We start from the raw sequence: 17,753 nt of genomic DNA, 5'->3' as shown, positions 1-17,753 counted from the left end.
GAGACGAGACCGGGCGCGAAGGCGACGGCCGGTGACGCTCGACCGGTATCAGACGCTGAAGACGCGCTTGAGTTCGGTCTTTATCTCGTCGAGGTACGCGTCGAGGACGGCGTCGAACTTCTCGCGGTCGGCGAGCACGCCCTCCAGGCGGTCGTAGGGGTCGTCGGGGACCTCGATGGTGAACTCGCCGTCGCCCTCGTAGTGCGGTTCGCTCTCGTTGAGGACCTGCTGGTCGATGGCGTGCACGAGCTCGGCGTCGTACTGTTCGTTCACGCGGTTGAACGCGTTCTTGTACGCCTGCTGGAGCTTCGGGAAGTAGTCGACGTACTTCTCCTCCTCGAACGTCTCGGGGTCGAGGTCGGTCATGGTGGCGTGTCGGGGGCCGCGAGTGAAAAGTGAGGCGTTTCGCGCCCCGGCTATCAGGACTCGATGCGGGCGGTTCGGTCGCGTCGAGCGCCAGCAGAGGTGAAATCGTCGTTTCAGCTAGTCTACGTGTTATGGTCGTGGCGGTGCATCCTCGTCGTATGTCCCCGCACAGTAGACGGACGGTCCTCTCGCTCGCGACCGCCGCGACGGCGGCGCTCGCGGGCTGCAGTGGTCGCATCGCAGACCTCCCTTCGTTATCCGACGACGGCGACGGGCGAGGGGTCGACGACTGGCAGTACTCGCCGGGCGACCTCGGCGGCGACGGCGGCGCCGGCGGCGGGTCGAACGTCACGTACCAGGCGTCGGCCGCTGGCGCGTCCGCCGACAGCGCGAGCGTCGGGCTCGCCGCGGGCGGTGCGAAGGACGCGAACACGTTCCGGCGGAACGTCGAGAACGACTACCTCCCCATCCCGTCGTCGCTCTCCTACGAGGGATTGTTCTACGACTACTACTTCGATACCGGCGACGGCGGGGCGTGCAGCGACCTGTTCTGTCCGCGGTACGCGCCCGCGGTCACCGCCGACCCGCTCTCGGGCGAGACGGAACGCTACCTCTCGGTCGGCCTGAACTCTGGGCTGGACGCGGACTCGTTCGACCGGAAGCGCCTGAACCTCGTGCTCGTCCTCGACGTCTCCGGGTCGATGGGGTCGTCGTTCGACCGCTACTACTACGACCAGTACGGGAACAAGCAGACCGTCGAGGACGCCGGTAGCGAGTCGAAGATGGCAGTCGCGAAGGACGCGCTCGCGTCGCTCACGGAGAAGCTCCGGCCGGGCGACCGCCTCGGCGTCGTCCTCTACAACAGCGGTTCCGCGGTCGCGAAACCCCTGAATCCCGTCGACGAGACCGACATGGACGCCATCCGCGGCCACATCCGCGAGGACGTCCAGCCCGGCGGCGGTACGAACCTCGACGCCGGCATGAACGACGCGCTCGACCTCCTCGAACCGCACGCCGACGCGGACCAGACGACGTACGAGAACCGCATGATCGTCCTGACGGACGCGATGCCGAACGTCGGCATGACGAGCGACGAGGGACTGCGCGGTCGCCTCGAGACCGCTGCCGTGGAGCGGAACGCGCACGCGACGTTCGTCGGCGTCGGCGTGGACTTCAACACCGAGATCGTCGACGAGATAACGAGCGTCCGCGGCGCGAACTACTACTCGGTGCACTCGCCCGCGCAGTTCCGCGAGCGCGTCGTCGAGAACTTCGAGTACATGGTGACGCCGCTCGTCTTCGACCTCTCCCTCGAACTCGACGCCGACGGCTACGAGATAGAGACGGTGTACGGGTCGTCGGCGGCCGACGAGTCCACCGGCGAGATGCTCTCGGTGAACACGTTGTTCGCGTCCCCGACGTCGGACGGGAAGACGAAGGGTGGCGTCGTGCTCGCGAAGGTCTCGCGGACCGCCGACGCGTCCGGCGACGCGTCGCTTCGACTGCGCGCGAGCTGGGCGGACCGGACCGGCGAGCGGAGCGAGCGCGAGACCACCGTCGAGTTCCCGAGTGGCGGCCCGGAGCAGTTCGCGAACTCGGGCGTCCGGAAGGCCGTCCTGCTCTCGCGGTACGCCGACCTCCTGAAGAGCTGGATGGTCGCGGAGCGCGAGCGCGACGGCGAACCCGAGAGCGACGGCGTCCCCGTGTACGACGGCGACCACCTCGGCGAGTGGGAACAGCAGAGCGAGCCCCTCACCGTCTCGAGCGCGTACCGCGAGCGCTTCGCGTCGTTCGCGGACCACCTCGAGCGAGAGATGGACGTCCTCGGCGACGACGCGCTCGAACAGGAGCTCGAACTCCTCGAGACGCTCGCCGCGTACGGGACCGCGACCGACTCCCGTCGGGCGTCGTCCCGTGTGTGAGCGACTAGCCGCCGTCGGTCGTGGGGGCGTCGGCGCGCGATTCCGCAGGCTCCGAGCTGTCGGTCGATTTCGCACGACGACAGACGTACGTGCCGGCGAGCCGGTCGCCGAGCGTGCGGTTCCCGCTGGACGCGAGCGCCGTGAGGCCACCAGGGGCGTACGCGAGGAGCGCCCCGGCCGGCCGGAGGAGGTTCCGGACGACCACGGCGCGACCGGACGGGAGGTCGTGACTGTCGTCGACGACGACGAGTCCGAGCAGATACTTGCCGACGGTCATGCCGAACCGCCACTCGAGGAATGCGTGGTAACCGCCGACCGCGAGCATCCAGATGGACAGGATGCCGGCGAGTTGCACGCCGAGCGAGCCGTCGACGAACGGCTCCCCAGCGACGCCGACGAGGGCGACGAGACCCATGAACCACAACGTACCGGCGAGCACGAGGTCGACGAGCGCCGCGACGGCGCGTCGCCCGAGGACCGTGCGTTCGCTTCCCGGGACGACCGCCGGTGGCGTGCGGAAGTCCCGAGCGTTCGGGAGGTCGACGTCGTCGCGCTCGCTCGCCTCGAAGTCCGCGTGCGTCGTCCCGTCGCCGCGCCAGTTCGACAGGTGGACCGACGGCACCGCGAGGCCACGGTCGCGGGCGAGCTGGACGACGCCGCCGACGTGCGCCTTCCCCGTGACGATGACTGCGTCGTCGTAGCCCTCGTCGGCCGAGAGTCGCCTGGCGCGCTCGACCATCGCCTCGTTCCGCCGGTCGACGGTCCGGAATATCGTGACGAGCGCGACGACGAGGGCCGCAAAGAGCACCACGGCGAACACGTTCGAGAGCGCGATCGCCGCGACGACCCCCGCGAACCCGACGGGAACCAGCGCCATCGCGGCGTAGCGGTGGCCGCGCCGCCTGACCAGGACCGGGAGGAGTCCGCTGACGACGACGAGTCCGATACCGACCGGCACGCGGACCGGCTCGAGCGCGAGTGCCGGTGCGAGCAACGCCCAGTTCGCGAGCGAGTGGACGAGGTTCCCCTCGAGGAGTTGGCGGTTCGGGTGGTCGTCGACGGCGTGGAGCGCGACGTCGTGGTCGTCGACGACGCGGCGCGCGGCGACGAGTTCCGTCTGGAACAGGTCGCGGTTGAACAGGAGGTACAGTGGCGAGTACGCGACGGCCTGGAAGGCGAGCATCCCGAGGAGGTAGAGTGGCGCGCGCAGGAGGAGTTCGACGTACTCCAGTGCACTCGCGGGGTCCGTCGGGTACTCGATGAAGATGGCGTCGGCGTCGGCAGTGAACGCCCGCAGTTCGCGCGTCACCTTCTCGGGGTCGTCGACGTGGATGACGCCGAACGGCCGGAGCGCGGCGAGCGAGGACATACGCCCCGTAACGACCCTCGCCCATAAAATCCACCGGGTTCGCCCGCGGAATCATGCGTCGTCGGACTCGACGCTCGTCAGAGCCGTCCGGGCCGGCCACGCCACAGCCGGCTCAAAACGCGACCACCCCATATTCGATATCGCGGCTATAGGTTTATGGAATAGATGGCGTCGAACTGCCCGCACTTGATCGGACCGGCGCGAAACAGCCGACACCCGTCGAAGAACCCGACAGCCGGCAGGCTCGTCGACGATTACGCCACGCCAGCCCATCCACGCAGCACGACCGGCACCAACTGCCCACGAATCCCCCGAGGACCACCCACGATCGACCACAGAGCGCCAGCCGTCCACGGCCGCAGACCACTCCAACTCCGTTCCGCTCCGCCAACGTCAGACAACGTACCCCAACACCTCCGCCCCGACCCTCCACGGCAACCCTTTCCGGCCACGCTCGACCGCTCGACCCACTACGCCCCGACCGCTCCACCCCACTACGCCCCGACCGCTCCAACCCACTACGCCCCGACCGCTCCAACCCACTACGCCCCGACCGCTCGATCTCATCCTCACCCACTCACGTCTCAGTCCGCACGACACCCTGGTCCGACCAGCCGATACCTCCGCAAAACGACGGTCGCTGGAGTCACTCGCCGGGACCGCGCCGATGACCGCCACCTTCGAGTTGCGCGTACTCGCGTCGCTCGGGAAGACCGTCGACCGAGACCGACGACCTCTGGGATTCGCGGCCGCTCTCACGTCCGCATTCGTGGGTTCGAGAACGACGGAGGACCGCGTCGACTCCGATCCCAGTCTCGCGGGGGACGCGGCGAGGAGAGGAGCCACGGCCGGTTCCCGGCCGGGCAGTCCGCGAATCGAGCCGTCCTGGAGCTCGCTCGCGCGAGTCGCGAGTGCTCTCACTTGCGGCTCGCGACCGCAACGAGGCGGCGGCCAGAATCGGCGTTTCGAGGACGTCTGCAGCAGTGCAGACGCGTTCGGGGAGGTTCGCGTGCTGCACCCACCATCGAGCTAATAAACCAGTAGCCGCGATACAGAATCGTCCAGATGGTGGTGTGGGCCGGTCTGCGGGAACGGCGTCGCTGGGGTTCGAGATTGTCGAGAACGAAGGTCTGGGTGCGGCTGGCGGGTTAGACGAGGAGTTGGACGTCCGCGTCCACCATGTCGCCGAGTGCGCTGGCGGCGCCGACGCCGGTGGTGACGCCGTCGAAGAAGTCGTCCTCGTCGTAGTCCATGAGGTCGATCGTCATCTGGCACGCCTGGAACTCGACGCCCATGTCGAGGCTCGTGTCGATGAGCTCCTGGATGGACGCGGTGTCGTTGTCGGCGATGCGTTTCTCCATCATCTTCGTCGTGAGCCGGTCCATGCCGGGGAGTGCGCCGATGGCGTTCGGCATCGGCATGTTCGGGTTCCCGACGGCGCTGAGCTGGAGGTTCTGCGAGCGCTCCTCGTGGAGGATGTCCAGCCCCCAGAACGTGTGGAAGACGGTGACGTCCCACCCGAACGCGGCGGCGGTGCTCGCGAGGATGAGCGGCGGGTACGCCATGTCGAGCGTGCCCTTTGTCGCGATGATGACCATCTTCCCCTGGTCGTCGCCGTCGTCGGTGCGGACGTCGGCGAGCTCGTCCTCGAGTTCGTCGATGCGAGCCTCGAGTGCGGCGACGTCCTCGGGTGCGACGCTGCCCGCGGCGGTCGCGGCGGCGTCTTCCGTCTCGCTGGGGTCGGTGTCGGTGCTCATGTCACTCGGTCTTCCGGACGTAGTGCGTGTACACGTCGTCGCCCTCGACCTGATCGAGGAGTTCGACGCCGTTCGTGGTGTCCGCCCAGCCCGCGATGTCGCTCATCGAACCGGAGTCGGTCGCGACGACCTCGAGGACGTCGTCGACCGCGAGGTCGTCGATGGCCTGCTTGGTCTTGACGACCGGCATCGGGCAGTTCTCTCCTTTCACGTCGAGCGTCTCGGTGGCACTGATGTCTACACTCATCGTTGTGTGTACACCACAATATTGCACTATGCACTAAATATCTGACGGTGCCGGACGAGCGTTCACGGACGCGGGAGAATCACAGGGTCGTCCTCGAGTCGCCCGAATACAACATCTAGAGCCATTCATGCTCGCGTAGAGCGTGTGTTCGGGGGGCGTGCGACGCTGGAGGTGCGCTTCTGAACGAGAGATAGTATTGTGGATGTTGCGTACAACTATCCAAACCGTTAAGTGCGACGGTCGGATACACTCGACCGAAGATGAGCGAGCAACTGTTCCCAGAGACGGACGCTACCGTCGACAGCATCGACGCCGAGACCCTCTTCGAGCAGGTCGAGGACGACGACGACGTGACCCTCCTCGACGTGCGCGCCAGCTCGGAGTACGACGACTGGCACATCGACGGCGAGAACGTCGACGTCGCGAACGTCCCGTACTTCGAGTTCCTCGACGACGTCGACGACGACCTCCTCGACCGCGTGCCCGACGGCGACCCGGTCGTGGTCGTCTGCGCGAAGGGCGGCGCCAGCGAGTACATCGCCGCACAGCTCGAAGACAACGGGTTCGACGCCGTCAACATGGACGGCGGCATGAACGAGTGGGCGCGCCTCTACTTCGCGACCGAGGTCGACGCGGACACCGACGCGACCGTCCTCCAGTACCAGCGGCCTTCGAGCGGGTGCCTCTCGCACATGGTCGTCTCCGACGGCGAGGCGCTCGTCGCCGACCCGCTCCGCGAGTTCACCGACCGCTACGTCGCCGACGCCGCCGACCACGGCGCGGAGCTACGGTACGCGGTCGACACCCACATCCACGCCGACCACATCAGTGGTGCGCGCGAACTCGCCAACGAGGTCGAGAGCGTCGAGGCGGCGTACCCGCAGGCGTCGCTCGACCGGGGCGCGGCGTTCGACCCCGACGTCGTCCTCGAGGACGGCGACGAACTCGCGGTCGGCGACGTCGCCGTCCAGGCCGTGTTCACGCCCGGGCACACGACCGGGATGACGAGCTACCTCGTCGACGACGCCGCGCTGTTCACCGGCGACTTCCTGTTCACGGAGAGCGTCGCCCGCCCCGACCTCGAGGACGGCGACGAGGGCGCGCCCGACGCCGCACGCCTGCTCTACGATTCGCTGCAGACGCTCCGCGAGTTCGACGACGACGTCGTCGTCGCACCCGGGCACTTCTCCGACGCGGCAACGCCTGCCGCCGACGGCACGTACACCGCCACGCTCGGGGAACTGTTCGACGAGATGAGCGCGCTCTCGATGGACAAGGAGGATTTCGTCGACTTCGTCCTCAGCGACATGCCGTCGCGGCCGGCGAACTACGAGGACATCATCGCGACGAACCTCGGCGAACAGGACCCGGACGCCGACGAGGCGTTCGAGCTCGAGCTCGGCCCGAACAACTGCGCGGCCAGCAAGGACGCGATGACCGAGTAGGATGCTCGAGACTCTCTTCCCGAACGGGATCGCGCAGTACGCGATCGGTGGCGCGCTCGTCGGGCTCGGCGTCGTCATCATCTACGTCGGCACCGGTATCATCGCGGGGGCGAGCACGTTCCTGGAGTCGACGTGGTCGTACGTCTCGGACCTGGACCGGTTCCAGCGCCGGAAGTACGTCGCGTCCCGCGACTGGCGCGTGGTGTTCACGCTCGGTATCGTCCTGGGGGCGGCCGCGTACACGGCCGCGACCGGTGACTTCAGTTACTCGACGCGCGTGGAGCCGTGGCGGCTCGTCGTCGGCGGGTTCCTCGTCGGCGTCGGCACGCGCCTCGGGAAGGGGTGCACGAGCGGGCACGGCGTCTGCGGCGTCGGGTCGCTCTCGCAGACGTCGCTCGTGAACGTCGCCACGTTCCTCCTGGTCGCGATCGGGACCGCGCAGCTGGTGTTCGCGATGGGGGTGCGGCCATGAGCGCCGAGCCCCAGGACCGCGGGCTGGCGTTCAACCTGCTCATCCTCGCTGGTGGGCTGGTGTTCGGCGTCGGGCTCGCGGTGAGCGAGATGGCGAAACCGGAGGTCGTCCTGAACTTCCTGCAGTTCGAGGACTTCGGGCTCGTGTTCGTGATGTTCGGCGGGAGCATCGTCGCGGGCGCGTCGTTCTGGCTGCTGAGCAGGACGGGGCGGGCCGCGCCGTTGACGGGCCGCGAGTACGCGCGTCGCCTGAAGTCGTTCGACCGGAACGTCCTCGCGGGCGGCGTCGTCTTCGGCGTCGGCTGGGGGCTCTCGGGTATCTGTCCGGGTGCGGCGTACGCGAGCGTCGGCATCGGGAACCTCACCATCCTCTGGGCGATCGGTGCGATGTTCGCCGGCGCGTACGCGCAGGCGCTCTGGCGGCAGTGGAGCGCGAGCGACGCGGACGCGGCGACGACGACCGCCGACTGACCTGCTACGTCGTTGGACCCGGTTCGGTTCCCTTCTCGCGCAGGGCGCTACGGCTCCCAGTCTCATTCTTCTCCTGATTCCCTGCGTCTGCGCACGGCGTTCGGGATGACCCGGACGTTTCGACGAGCTGCGCGTTCGATCCTTCGACCATCGGTCGCTCACCCGGGTGACCGTCGTATCAGTCGTTCTTGGTCGTTCCATCATCACACTTTCGTGGTGACGAGCGTTCTCGCTGTCGTCGCGGTGGGAGACGGGTCACTGGGACAGGTCTCGTGCGCGCGCCGGTGGTCGCTCGGGCGCGCGGCCGGGCTCCGGGTCTCGCTCGGGCGCGCTCTCGGGCGGGTCGTTCGGGGTGTCGAATCGTCAGTGAGGCGTCGGGTTCGGGCGGTGTAGTCATGCGTAAGTTATGGATGGCGATGGGTTGGGTAGCGAGATATAGTATTGTACGCTCTTCCCAAAACCGTTAAGGCCCGCTGTCGGCTACGGTCGACTGCACAGAAATCCATGCTCCACACAATACTGAAGCAGGTGGTCGTCGATGTTCGGCATTGAGATCTCCCAGGGCGTCGTCGACGGGGCGACGCTCATCGGCATCGTACTGCTCGAAGCGATACTCCTCTACGTCGGCTACGGCGCCCTCGAGAAGCTCCTCGGGCCGCGCCTCACCGCGTTCCTCCGGGGTGACTGACCATGGAGGTCTTCGGGGTCGCACTCTCGCTGCTCGTGATGTTCAGCGGCTTCGGCCTCCTCATCGGCCTCCTCTTCGGGTTCTTCGGGATGGGCGGGTCGTTCCTCGTCACGCCCGCACTCCTCGTCATGGGGTACAAGACCGACGTCGCGGTCGCCTCAGGGCTCGCGTTCGTCTTCGGGACCTCCGTCATCGCGACCCTCAAGCACCGCGACCTCGGGCAGGTCGACTACAAGCTCGGCGTGCTCATGATCGCCGGCACGACCGCCGGCATCGAGGTCGGGAAGATCGGGTTGCACTGGCTGCAGGACATCGGGCTCGCGAACACCGTCGTCAGCGTCTCCTACGTGTTCCTGCTCGGCGCCATCGGGGTGTTCATCACGTACAACGCCGTCAAGGGCGACGACGACGGCGGCGTGAGTCACGACGCCGGCGACGACGAGGAACTGGACGCCGACGACATCCCGGACATCGCGAAGAAGATACAGTCCTACCGCGTCCCGCCGATGATGAAGCTCCGCGGCGGCGTGCGCGTCTCGCTGTGGATGATCCTCAGCGTCGCGTTCCTCACCGGCCTCCTCTCGGGGTTCCTGGGGGTCGGCGGCGGGTTCATCCGGATGCCCGCGTTGTTCTACCTCATCGGCGTCCCGGTGCCGGTCGCGGTCGGGACCGACCTCTTCGAGATCGTGTTCTCGGGCGGTATTGGGAGCTTCCTGTACGCCATCGACGGCGCGGTCGACCTCACCATCGTCGCGCCGCTGCTCGCCGGGAGCGCCCTCGGCGCTCGCATGGGCGCGGCCGCGACGAGCCTCGTCGAGGAGTCCGAGATCAAGGTGTACTTCGGCGTGATGCTCCTGCTCGGCGCGACCGCGGTCGCGGTCCGCGAGATCGGCGGCATCGTCGAGATGCCCGTGCTCGACCTCGTGAGTCTCGCCATCATCGTCGGCGCGGCACTCCTCGTGAGTGGCGCGGTCGTCGTGAGCTCGATCCGCGAGCTCCGCGCCGAGGGGACGCGCCCGACCGCGCAGACCGCGGACTGACCGCGTCGCGCGCGTCGACCACGACACCGTTTCTCGCCGCTTTCTCCGCCGGCAGCCGACGCCATCGTTCCCTCGCGCGGTCGCTCCATCCTCCGGGCTCGACGACGCCCGTGCGCGGTGTTGCACACACCGAACAAGACTTTTAGGCGCAGAGTGCGAAGGCCAAGTAACGATGGCAAACTCGATGCAGGAGTACCTCCAGCAGGACATGGAGTGCGAGGGGCTGCTGGAGTGCATCCACGGACTGAAAGAGCTCGACCGGGAGGTCTACATGACGATCGTGGACAGTCCCGAACCGTTGACCGTCGACGAGGTCGCCGACCGCGTCGACCGCGAGCGCTCGACCGCGTACCGCGCGGTCAAGCGCCTCCAGCAGACCGGATTCGTCCAGCAGGAGCAGGTGAACTACGACCAGGGCGGGTACTACCACGTCTACAAGCCCGTGAACCCGGACGACGTCGCGGACGACATGCAGTCGATGCTCAACGAGTGGTACGCGAAGATGGGGACGCTCATCGGCGAGTTCCGCGAGAAGTACGACGAGCAAGCGACCACGCAGGAAGCGACCGCGGCCGGCGAGTGACGTCCACGGACGGTTCGACGACCAGCGAGTCGTCGTCGGACGCCGAGTCAGCGCCGCATAGCAAGTCGTCGTCGGACGCCGAGTCAGCGCCGCATAGCAAGGCAGCGTCGCATAGCGACGCCTCCGTCGACGATGCTGGCGTGGACCCGACGGCCGGTGCGGCCCGGGACCTCGGCCGCGGGCTGTTCGAGGAGGAGATGGGACCGGGGTCGTCGCTCGCGCACCTCTACCGCGGCGAGATACACCGGATGAAGTTCTGGCGCGAGCGCCTGGACCGGACGACGAACTGGGCGGTGACGACCATCGCCGCCATCCTCACGTTCTCGTTCTCCAGTCCCGACCACCCGCACTATCTGTTGCTCGCGGGGTCGGTGATGCTCGGTATCTTCCTCGTCATCGAGGCGCGCCGATACCGGGGGTACGACGTGTGGCGGAGCAGGGTGCGCGTCCTCCAGGAGAACGTCATCGCGCACGGATTGGACCCGCGAGAGCAGGTGCGGGACGAGCGCTGGCGCGAGCGCCTGAGCGACGACTACCGCGAGCCCACGTTGAAGATATCCGCGGAGGAGGCGCTCGCGCACCGGTTGCGTCGCGTGTACCTTCCGTTGTTCTCGGTGCTCGTCGGCGCGTGGGTGGTTCGCGTGACCGTGATGGCGACCGCCGGGTGGCCGACGAGTGCGGCGATCGGGACGATACCGGGACGCGTGACGACGGCCGTGGTCGTGCTCGCGTACGCGGCGCTGTTCGCGGTGTCGTTCCGGCCGCGCGAGTGGCAGGCGGAGGCGGAGCTGCGGACCGAGGACCTCTCTGCGTGGGACGACCGACACTGACCGCGTTCGTGCGTCCTCAGACGACCGGCACTGACCGCGTTCGTGCGTCCTCAGACGACCGGCACTGACCGCGTTCGCGCATCCCCAGCGTTGACCGTATTCTCGCGCCCCCAGCGCTGACCGCGCTCGCGCTTCGAGCGCTCGCGGCGCGTGCCGTGTTCCTAGTCGACGTCGGCGAGGGCGCGATAGATGCGGTCTCGTTCGAGGTACGCGAGGAGGGTCGCGCCGCCGGCGGCCGCGAGGAGAACGGCGGTCGTGGCGTACGCGTCGGTGGCGACGCCAGCGCCGGCGGTCGTGAGCACGAGGTAGCCCGGGAACCGACCGAGGACGGAGACGAGCGCGACGTCGCGGGCGTCGAGCCCGAGGAGGCCGGCGGCGAAGCAGACGACGTCGTCGGGGACGCCCGGGACGAGGAACACGAGGAACGTCGCGAGGAGCCCGCGGCGGTCGACGATCGCGTCCAGTGACGTGAGCGCGTCGTCGTCGACGAGCCGTTCGACGCGCTCGCGGCCGAGTGCGCTCGCGAGGCGGACGGCGACGTACGTCCCGATGGTCGCTCCGAGGAGGCTGTACGCGACCCCGCGCCACGGCCCGAACAGGTAGCCGGCGAGGAACGCGAACGTCTGCCCGGGGATGGGTGCGACGACGACCTGCATCGCTTGCGCGAGGACGAACGTCGCCGGGGCGAGCGGGCCGGTCGACAGCACGAGCGCGCGGAGGGACTCGAGCGACGTGACGTCCGCGAACGCGCGTCCGAGCGCGGCGACGAGGACGGCGACGAGCACCGCCAGCGCGGCTGCGTACGCGAGGACGCGACCGCGGTCGACGTCCGGCGCGAGGAGCGAGAGACGCGGCACGGGTCCGCGTTCGCAACGCGGGCGCTTGAACGTACGTGCCGAGGAGGGTGTCGAGAAGGCGAGAAGGGTGCCGAGAATGCGAGCGTGCGAGCGACGGCGTTCCGACATCGAGCGGCGCCGGGGTCAGTCGCGGAGGCGATCTGCGAGGTGTCGCGCCGGCTCCTCGAGCGGCCCTCGGCCGAACAGCGCGACGACGACGCCACCGCCGGCGTCGAACACGAGGTCGAGCACGGAGTCCTCGAGGCCGTACACGACGAGCACGGGCTCGAACCCGCCGGCGATGGCGAGCTGGCGCATCGCCTCCTCGCCGACCTCCCAGACGACGCCGGCGGCGAGCGCGAACGCGACGACGTACGCGCCGAGGAACGGTTGCGGGATGTAGATGCGGCGGTCGTGTTCGTCGAACGCGGTGACGACGACGTACCCGACGCCGGCGACGACGCTCGCGGACAGCACGTGCGTGAGGTGGTCCCACCACCAGACGTCGTCGTAGAGCGCGACCATCCCGACGCCGTGCAGGAGGACGGCGACGGCGACGTACGCGGCGGTCCACGGTGGGAGCGGGACGTCAAGGTCGCGTCGGATGACGCCCGGGAGGTACGAGACGGCGAGCGCGCCGGTGGCGTTCACGATGACGGAGACGTTCCGCGTGAACGCGCCCACGACGAGGACCGCGACGATGCCGGCGCGCGCGGCTCGCGTGACCTGTCGCGGGTCCAGGAGCGCGCTGCGGAGGGAGTGCACGCGCTCGGGTACGACACGCGGTGACAAAAAGGTGCAAATACTCGCAGTCCCTACCAGACTATCTATGATGGGGACGACACACGCGTTGGCTGGGGCGTTCCTCGGGGCGGCGATAGCGGTGGTCGCGCCCGAGTTCGCGGCGGTCGTGGTGGTGGCCGCCGTCGCGGGGAGCGTCGCACCGGACCTCGACATCTACCACGGGCATCGACGGACGCTGCACTATCCCGTGTACGGGTGGCTGGTGGCGGCGCCAGCGGTCGCGCTCGCGATGGCGGTGCCGTCCGCGTGGACCGTCGGTGCGGCGACGTTCCTCGCGGCGGCGGCGCTGCACGCCGGCATGGACGTCTTCGGCGGCGGGCTCGAACTCCGGCCGTGGGAAGCCGGGAGCGAGCGCGCGGTCTACAGTCACTATCACGGCGCGTGGCTCGAACCGCGACGCCTCGTGCCCTACGACGGGTCGCCGCACGACCTCGGGCTCGCGGGCGCGTTCGCCGTGGTGCCCGCGACGACGCTCCCGGAGCCGGTTCCGGCGTTCGTCGCCGCGGTCCTCGCGGTGTCGGTCGCGTACGTCGCGCTCCGCAAGCGCCTGGCCGCGCTCTGGGCGACCGTCGCTCGCGCGCTCCCCGCACCCGTCGCACCGTACGTCCCCGAGCGCTTCTACGACTGACCAACGACCTGTCGCGCGCTCACCTTCCTCTCCTCGAGAACGCGACCACCCAGTCGCAACCATGTCTACGTTCCCCACACGTCCCGTCAGAGTCGACCCAACCCATATGACCCGAATTGTGGACTATGAGCGGGGCGTACCCCTATTATAAACCGCTTTAGTCGCTATCGAGTGAGTACTCGGTGATGGCCGACAAGTCACAGCGGGTTGCTGACGTCGTATCGCGGCGGAAGTTCATCGCGACATCCGGCGTGGCCGGTGCCACGGCGGTCGCCGGCTGCATGGGGGACTCGGGCGGCGAAGACACGGAAGCGTCCGACGACGACTCGTCGGGTGGCGAGTCGACGACGGCGCAGAACGACGACTCCGGAAGCGGTTCCTCGTCGAGCGGTCCGACGACGCTGACGTCCGGTGGGTCGTCGACGGTGTACCCGATCATGAACACGGCGGCGTCGTACTGGAACGCGAACCGGCCCGCCAGCGACTCGGAGTACTGGCCCCACGGCGAGTACGGCATCGAGACGGACAAGGCCCTCGCGGACTACTGGGGTGGCCTCTACGGGTTCCAGGGCGAGGACGGCGACCCGCCGTTCCAGTTCACGGTCGGCCTCTCGCACTCCGGGACGGGCGTCGAGAAGGTCATGAACGGCCAGCACGACATCGGGAACTCCTCGGGGAACGTCGAGGACGAACTCCCCGACCGCGACTCCTACGACGACTTCGTCGACCACGTCGTCGGCGTCGACGGCCAGCCGCTCGTCGTCAGCCAGGAGATCGCCGACGCCGGCGTCGACGAGATCACCGGTGACGAACTCAAGGGCCTCTACAAGGGCGAGATCACGAACTGGAGCGAACTCGGCGGCCCCGACAAGGAGATTCAGGTGCTCGGGCGCGTCAAGGGCTCCGGGACGCGCACCAGCTTCGTCGCGAACGTCTTCGGCAACCCCGAAGAGGACACCTCGGTCGCGAACCGCTTCGGGCAGAACCAGCGCCTCGCGCAGGCGATCGCGCAGGCCGACAACGCCATCAGCTACCTCGCGCTCGCGTTCATCGACACCAGCGGTCTCTCACCCATCGCACTCGAATGGGAGGGCACCACCTACAGCTACCAGGACGACCAGAACGGCCTCGACTCCAAGGCCTACCCCCTCTCGCGTGACCTCCACTGCTACACGTGGCAGGGCACCAGCAAGCAGGAGGCCGCCGTCATCCGCATGGTCCTCAGCGACTTCGGCCAGGACACCTTCGTGAAGCCGAACAACTACTTCGCGCTCGGCAAGCGCCGCCAGGAGGAGCAGCTCGCGAAGCTCCCCGAGCCCTCGAACTGAGCAGGCGACCAGCTAGACCGATTCGCGGGCGTCGGTCGTCGCGCCACCACGCGTCATCCCACGTCACCGTGCCACCGCCCGCGCTTCTCTTTCGACGCCAACGCCCCAGAGAGCGACAGCGTCGGTCTCTGCGGTCAGAGGAACCGCGAGGAGGTGTCAGCCGAGTTGCTCGCCGACGATGCGGTCGGCTTCGGCGACGAACGCGTCGCGTTCCCCGCGTGGGATGGTCGCGCCCGCCGCGACGTCGTGGCCGCCGCCGTCGCCGCCGACCGCGCGCGACGCCTCCTGCATGACCGCCGAGAGGTCCAGTCCCTGGCGGACGAGCGCGTGCGTCCCTCTGGAGGACACCTTCACGTGCTCGTCGTCCTCGTTCGCGAACGCGAGGATGGGGCGGTCCCTGGCGACGCCGTCGGCGCCGAGCGCCATCCCGGCGACGATGCCGACGATGGTCTCGCGGATGCGGTCGTCCGCGTCGAACCACTGCAGGTGCTCCTCGTACGTGACGCCCTCGTTCTCCACGAAGTTCACGCCCTCGCTGAGGTTCCGCCGGTGGTTCCGGAGGAGTTCGCGAGCGCGGTCGAGCGCGCCGGTGCGGTCGCCGAGGCAGACCGCGAGCCCGACGTCGGCGCGCTCGTAGCGCGCGGTCGCGTTCAGGAGCGTCGAGAACTCGCTCGCGTCGTGGAGTTCGGTGCCCGTCGACTCGTTCGGGAACGTGTACGCCATCGAGACGAGGTCGTCGATGCGGTGCGACGGGACGCCCCGTCCGATGGCGTGCTTGATGAGTGCGCTCGTGATCGTCTGTCGCTCCTCGAAGGAGAGGTCGACCCACGTCCGCCAGTCACCGTCCCGGTAGCATTCGACGTCCAGTCCCTTCAGGAACGACTGCGCGCCGCGCGCGTCGTTCGAGATGCCAGGGATGTTCAGATCGCTCGCGTACTCGAGGAGCTTCGGGAGGGGCCTTGTCTGCTTGCCGTACACGGCGAGGTCCTTCGCGGTGTCGAGCGCGCCGACCGCCACGCCTTCCTCGACGATGCCGGCGTTCGCGCCGACGAGTTCCCCGCTCTGCTCCTGCATGTCGCCGACCGCGCCGACGACCGCGAGCGCCGCCAGGTCGCGGTTGTCGACGCCGTCGGGTTCGAGCGCGCGAGCGAGGACGTACGCTGCGCCCGCGCCCGAGAGCTCCGTCGCCCCATTGAGCCCCTCCAGGAGCGGGTTCAGGTGGAACTCGGTGTCGGCGTCCGCGGGCTGGTGGTGGTCCGCGATTATCGGCACGAAGTCCCCGTTGGCTTCGTGTTCGGCGATGACGTCGAGCTGGCCGCTCCCGAAGTCCGTGAACAGCACGACGCGTTCGTCGCGGGCGGCGATGCTCGCGATCTCGGTCTCGTCCAGTTGCTTCTTGAACACGACGTCGTGGGGGACGTCGGCGCGCGCGAGCGCACTCGAGGCGACGGCGGCGCTCGTGAGGCCGTCGGCGTCGATGTGCGACGCGAGGAGGACGCGGTCTGCGTCGCGGATGCGGTCGGCACAGGCCGTGGCGCGAGCGTCGAGTTCGGGGACGGGACCTGCCATCACCGGATGTAGTCGCGGCTTCGGGGTTAAACTCCCGGGTCCACGCGCGACGTCGGCCGACCGAGACCGGGCGGCCCCTCAGCGCTCGCGGTCGTGGACGGTCGCGGGGCCGTCGGTCCCCGCGTCGCGGTCGTCGTCGCGCCACGCGACCCACGCGCCGTGCTGTTCGAACGTCCCGAGGTGCTCGCCGCCCGCCGTAGCGTCGTCGTCCACGCGGGCGAGTCGGAGCTGGATGCCGTTGTCGCGGTCGGGGTCGGGGCGTTCGCCGGCGAGGTGGAACGTGGGGGCGTCGCGCTCGGCGGCGAGCGCAGCGACGGCGTCGTGGAACGCTTCGCGCGCGGCGTCGTCGAACTGGTAGAGGACGAGGCTGTGCGAGACGACGAGCGGCGCGTCCGCTGGGAGGCGGTCGGCGACGGCGCGGAGGTCGGCGACGGCGTCGCCTTCGACGACGTCGGGTGGATGCTCGCGGGTGGTGGCGAGGGCGCCGTCGAGGACGCGCCGCCGGTCGTGGTGCTCGGGCCAGACGAGCGCGCGCAGCCAGCGCGCGTCGGCGGAGTCGGTCGGGTCGAGCGGGTTGACGTCCACGCCGACGCGGCCGGCGACCGCGGGCGGGTCGCGTGGAAGCGTCGGGACGACGTCACCGTGGACGTCCGCCTCGATGGTCGCGGACGATCCCGCCGCCCCGACCCTGTGCACGCCGTCCGGGATCCGGTAGGTGTACCCGTAGCGGTCCCAGTTCAGGTTCAGGCCGGCGCTCGACCCGACCTCGAGGAGCGCGAACGGCTCGTCGACGCGGTCGGCGACGGTCGCGTATCCGGGGTAGAGCGCGCTACAGCGCCGCACTGCGTTCGTCTGCACGCGCCGCGAACCGACGCGGTCCCGGAGGGCGGCCTCGTGCTCGCGGACGAACGCACGGACGGTATCAGCGAGGTCCTCGTCGGGTACTTTCGTAGCGTCGACCACCGAGGGATAGTACGCGGCGAGCGCACCGTCGACCGTCTCCGGATCGTTCGTGGCGTCGCTCGCGAACAGTTCCGCCTGGATGGCGGCGAGCAGGAGCTGTGGGGCGGGCTGGCCGGGCGTGTGGTCGGCGGCGACGTCGAGGAGCACGTCGTCGGCCGCGGCGGCGCGACAGAGGCGTTCGTACAGCTGGGAGGACCCCGCACACCACGACTCGAGGTCCTCGAACTCGGCGGCGACGGCGTCGAGGTCGTCTGTCACGATGCAGCGATTCGCCGTACGGGCACCTGAAACCTCGCTTCGCGACGGGCGCTCGGTCAGTCCGGGGTTCGCGGTACTGAACGCATTTCGTATCGTCGGCTATGATTGATAGCGGCTGACGGGCGTCAGACGCTCGCGGACGTCACCGTGGGAAACCGCATGCATGCGGCGGGTTCTC

Annotated in this window: 18 protein-coding genes; 10 read left to right on the top strand and 8 right to left on the bottom strand. The window is 68.8% G+C overall.

Going from position 1 to position 17,753, the window contains the following annotated elements; all coding sequences use genetic code 11:
* Positions 1 to 48 precede the first annotated feature (48 nt).
* Positions 49 to 366 carry a DUF5783 family protein gene (locus tag ACZ48X_RS12930; protein WP_336349322.1) on the bottom strand — a complete coding sequence of 106 codons (318 nt, stop codon included), beginning with the start codon at positions 364 to 366 and terminating at the stop codon, positions 49 to 51.
* A 158-nt stretch (positions 367 to 524) separates the two neighbouring features.
* On the opposite strand from ACZ48X_RS12930, the gene ACZ48X_RS12925 reads away from it, so the two are divergent.
* Positions 525 to 2,288, top strand: a complete 1,764-nt coding sequence (locus ACZ48X_RS12925; RefSeq protein ID WP_336349323.1) for a vWA domain-containing protein — start codon at positions 525 to 527, stop codon at positions 2,286 to 2,288.
* Between the two features lie 4 nt (positions 2,289 to 2,292).
* Here ACZ48X_RS12925 and ACZ48X_RS12920 read toward each other — a convergent pair whose 3' ends face one another.
* From ACZ48X_RS12920 to ACZ48X_RS12910, 3 genes are all read right to left on the bottom strand, one after another.
* The gene (locus tag ACZ48X_RS12920) at positions 2,293 to 3,657 is read right to left on the bottom strand and encodes an RDD family protein (RefSeq protein ID WP_336349324.1); all 1,365 of its coding nucleotides are present in this window, start codon (positions 3,655 to 3,657) and stop codon (positions 2,293 to 2,295) included.
* Between the two features lie 1,148 nt (positions 3,658 to 4,805).
* The gene (locus ACZ48X_RS12915) at positions 4,806 to 5,414 is read right to left on the bottom strand and encodes a DsrE/DsrF/DrsH-like family protein (protein ID WP_336349325.1); all 609 of its coding nucleotides are present in this window, start codon (positions 5,412 to 5,414) and stop codon (positions 4,806 to 4,808) included.
* Between the two features lies 1 nt (position 5,415).
* Entirely contained in the window at positions 5,416 to 5,661 is a 246-nt protein-coding gene (locus ACZ48X_RS12910; RefSeq protein ID WP_336349326.1) for a sulfurtransferase TusA family protein, read from the bottom strand.
* Between the two features lie 260 nt (positions 5,662 to 5,921).
* Here ACZ48X_RS12910 and ACZ48X_RS12905 point away from each other — a divergent pair, with 260 nt between their 5' ends.
* The 7 genes from ACZ48X_RS12905 to ACZ48X_RS12875 all read left to right on the top strand — a co-directional run bounded on the left by ACZ48X_RS12905 (position 5,922) and on the right by ACZ48X_RS12875 (position 11,189).
* Positions 5,922 to 7,106 carry an MBL fold metallo-hydrolase gene (locus tag ACZ48X_RS12905; protein ID WP_336349327.1) on the top strand — a complete coding sequence of 395 codons (1,185 nt, stop codon included), beginning with the start codon at positions 5,922 to 5,924 and terminating at the stop codon, positions 7,104 to 7,106.
* Between the two features lies 1 nt (position 7,107).
* Positions 7,108 to 7,578 carry a YeeE/YedE family protein gene (locus tag ACZ48X_RS12900; RefSeq protein ID WP_336349328.1) on the top strand — a complete coding sequence of 157 codons (471 nt, stop codon included), beginning with the start codon at positions 7,108 to 7,110 and terminating at the stop codon, positions 7,576 to 7,578.
* A complete protein-coding gene (locus ACZ48X_RS12895; protein ID WP_336349329.1) occupies positions 7,575 to 8,048 on the top strand; it encodes a DUF6691 family protein in 474 nt (157 codons plus the stop codon). Before ACZ48X_RS12900 ends, ACZ48X_RS12895 begins: the two co-directional genes overlap by 4 nt.
* Before the next feature lie 538 nt (positions 8,049 to 8,586).
* Complete coding sequence (locus ACZ48X_RS12890; RefSeq protein ID WP_336349330.1) at positions 8,587 to 8,736, top strand: DUF7512 family protein; 150 nt, start codon at positions 8,587 to 8,589, stop codon at positions 8,734 to 8,736.
* Between the two features lie 2 nt (positions 8,737 to 8,738).
* Positions 8,739 to 9,776, top strand: a complete 1,038-nt coding sequence (locus tag ACZ48X_RS12885) for a sulfite exporter TauE/SafE family protein (RefSeq protein ID WP_336349331.1) — start codon at positions 8,739 to 8,741, stop codon at positions 9,774 to 9,776.
* Between the two features lie 172 nt (positions 9,777 to 9,948).
* The gene (locus tag ACZ48X_RS12880; protein WP_336349332.1) at positions 9,949 to 10,359 is read left to right on the top strand and encodes a helix-turn-helix domain-containing protein; all 411 of its coding nucleotides are present in this window, start codon (positions 9,949 to 9,951) and stop codon (positions 10,357 to 10,359) included.
* A gap of 140 nt (positions 10,360 to 10,499) precedes the next feature.
* Complete coding sequence (locus ACZ48X_RS12875) at positions 10,500 to 11,189, top strand: DUF2270 domain-containing protein (protein ID WP_336349669.1); 690 nt, start codon at positions 10,500 to 10,502, stop codon at positions 11,187 to 11,189.
* Between the two features lie 161 nt (positions 11,190 to 11,350).
* Here the strand turns inward: ACZ48X_RS12875 and ACZ48X_RS12870 are convergent, their stop codons facing one another.
* Both ACZ48X_RS12870 and ACZ48X_RS12865 read right to left on the bottom strand, forming a co-directional pair.
* A complete protein-coding gene (locus ACZ48X_RS12870; protein ID WP_336349333.1) occupies positions 11,351 to 12,046 on the bottom strand; it encodes a TVP38/TMEM64 family protein in 696 nt (231 codons plus the stop codon).
* A gap of 123 nt (positions 12,047 to 12,169) precedes the next feature.
* On the bottom strand, positions 12,170 to 12,790 hold the full coding sequence (locus tag ACZ48X_RS12865; protein WP_336349334.1) for a DUF2238 domain-containing protein: 621 nt from the start codon (positions 12,788 to 12,790) through the stop codon (positions 12,170 to 12,172).
* A gap of 64 nt (positions 12,791 to 12,854) precedes the next feature.
* On the opposite strand from ACZ48X_RS12865, the gene ACZ48X_RS12860 reads away from it, so the two are divergent.
* Positions 12,855 to 13,457 (top strand): metal-dependent hydrolase, encoded by a 603-nt coding sequence (locus ACZ48X_RS12860; protein ID WP_336349335.1) that lies wholly within the window; start codon positions 12,855 to 12,857, stop codon positions 13,455 to 13,457.
* 185 nt (positions 13,458 to 13,642) lie between these two features.
* On the top strand, positions 13,643 to 14,785 hold the full coding sequence (locus ACZ48X_RS12855; protein ID WP_336349336.1) for a PstS family phosphate ABC transporter substrate-binding protein: 1,143 nt from the start codon (positions 13,643 to 13,645) through the stop codon (positions 14,783 to 14,785).
* Between the two features lie 156 nt (positions 14,786 to 14,941).
* Here the strand turns inward: ACZ48X_RS12855 and ACZ48X_RS12850 are convergent, their stop codons facing one another.
* Positions 14,942 to 16,354: a DHH family phosphoesterase gene (locus ACZ48X_RS12850; RefSeq protein WP_336349337.1), complete on the bottom strand. Its 1,413-nt coding sequence runs from the start codon at positions 16,352 to 16,354 to the stop codon at positions 14,942 to 14,944.
* A 78-nt stretch (positions 16,355 to 16,432) separates the two neighbouring features.
* A complete protein-coding gene (locus ACZ48X_RS12845; RefSeq protein WP_336349338.1) occupies positions 16,433 to 17,575 on the bottom strand; it encodes a DUF2332 domain-containing protein in 1,143 nt (380 codons plus the stop codon).
* Between the last annotated feature and the right edge of the window lie 178 nt (positions 17,576 to 17,753).

Source organism: Halorubellus litoreus (genome assembly GCF_055378595.1).
Note: the sequence above shows the minus strand (reverse complement) of the source record. Positions and strands in the feature narration are given on the sequence as shown.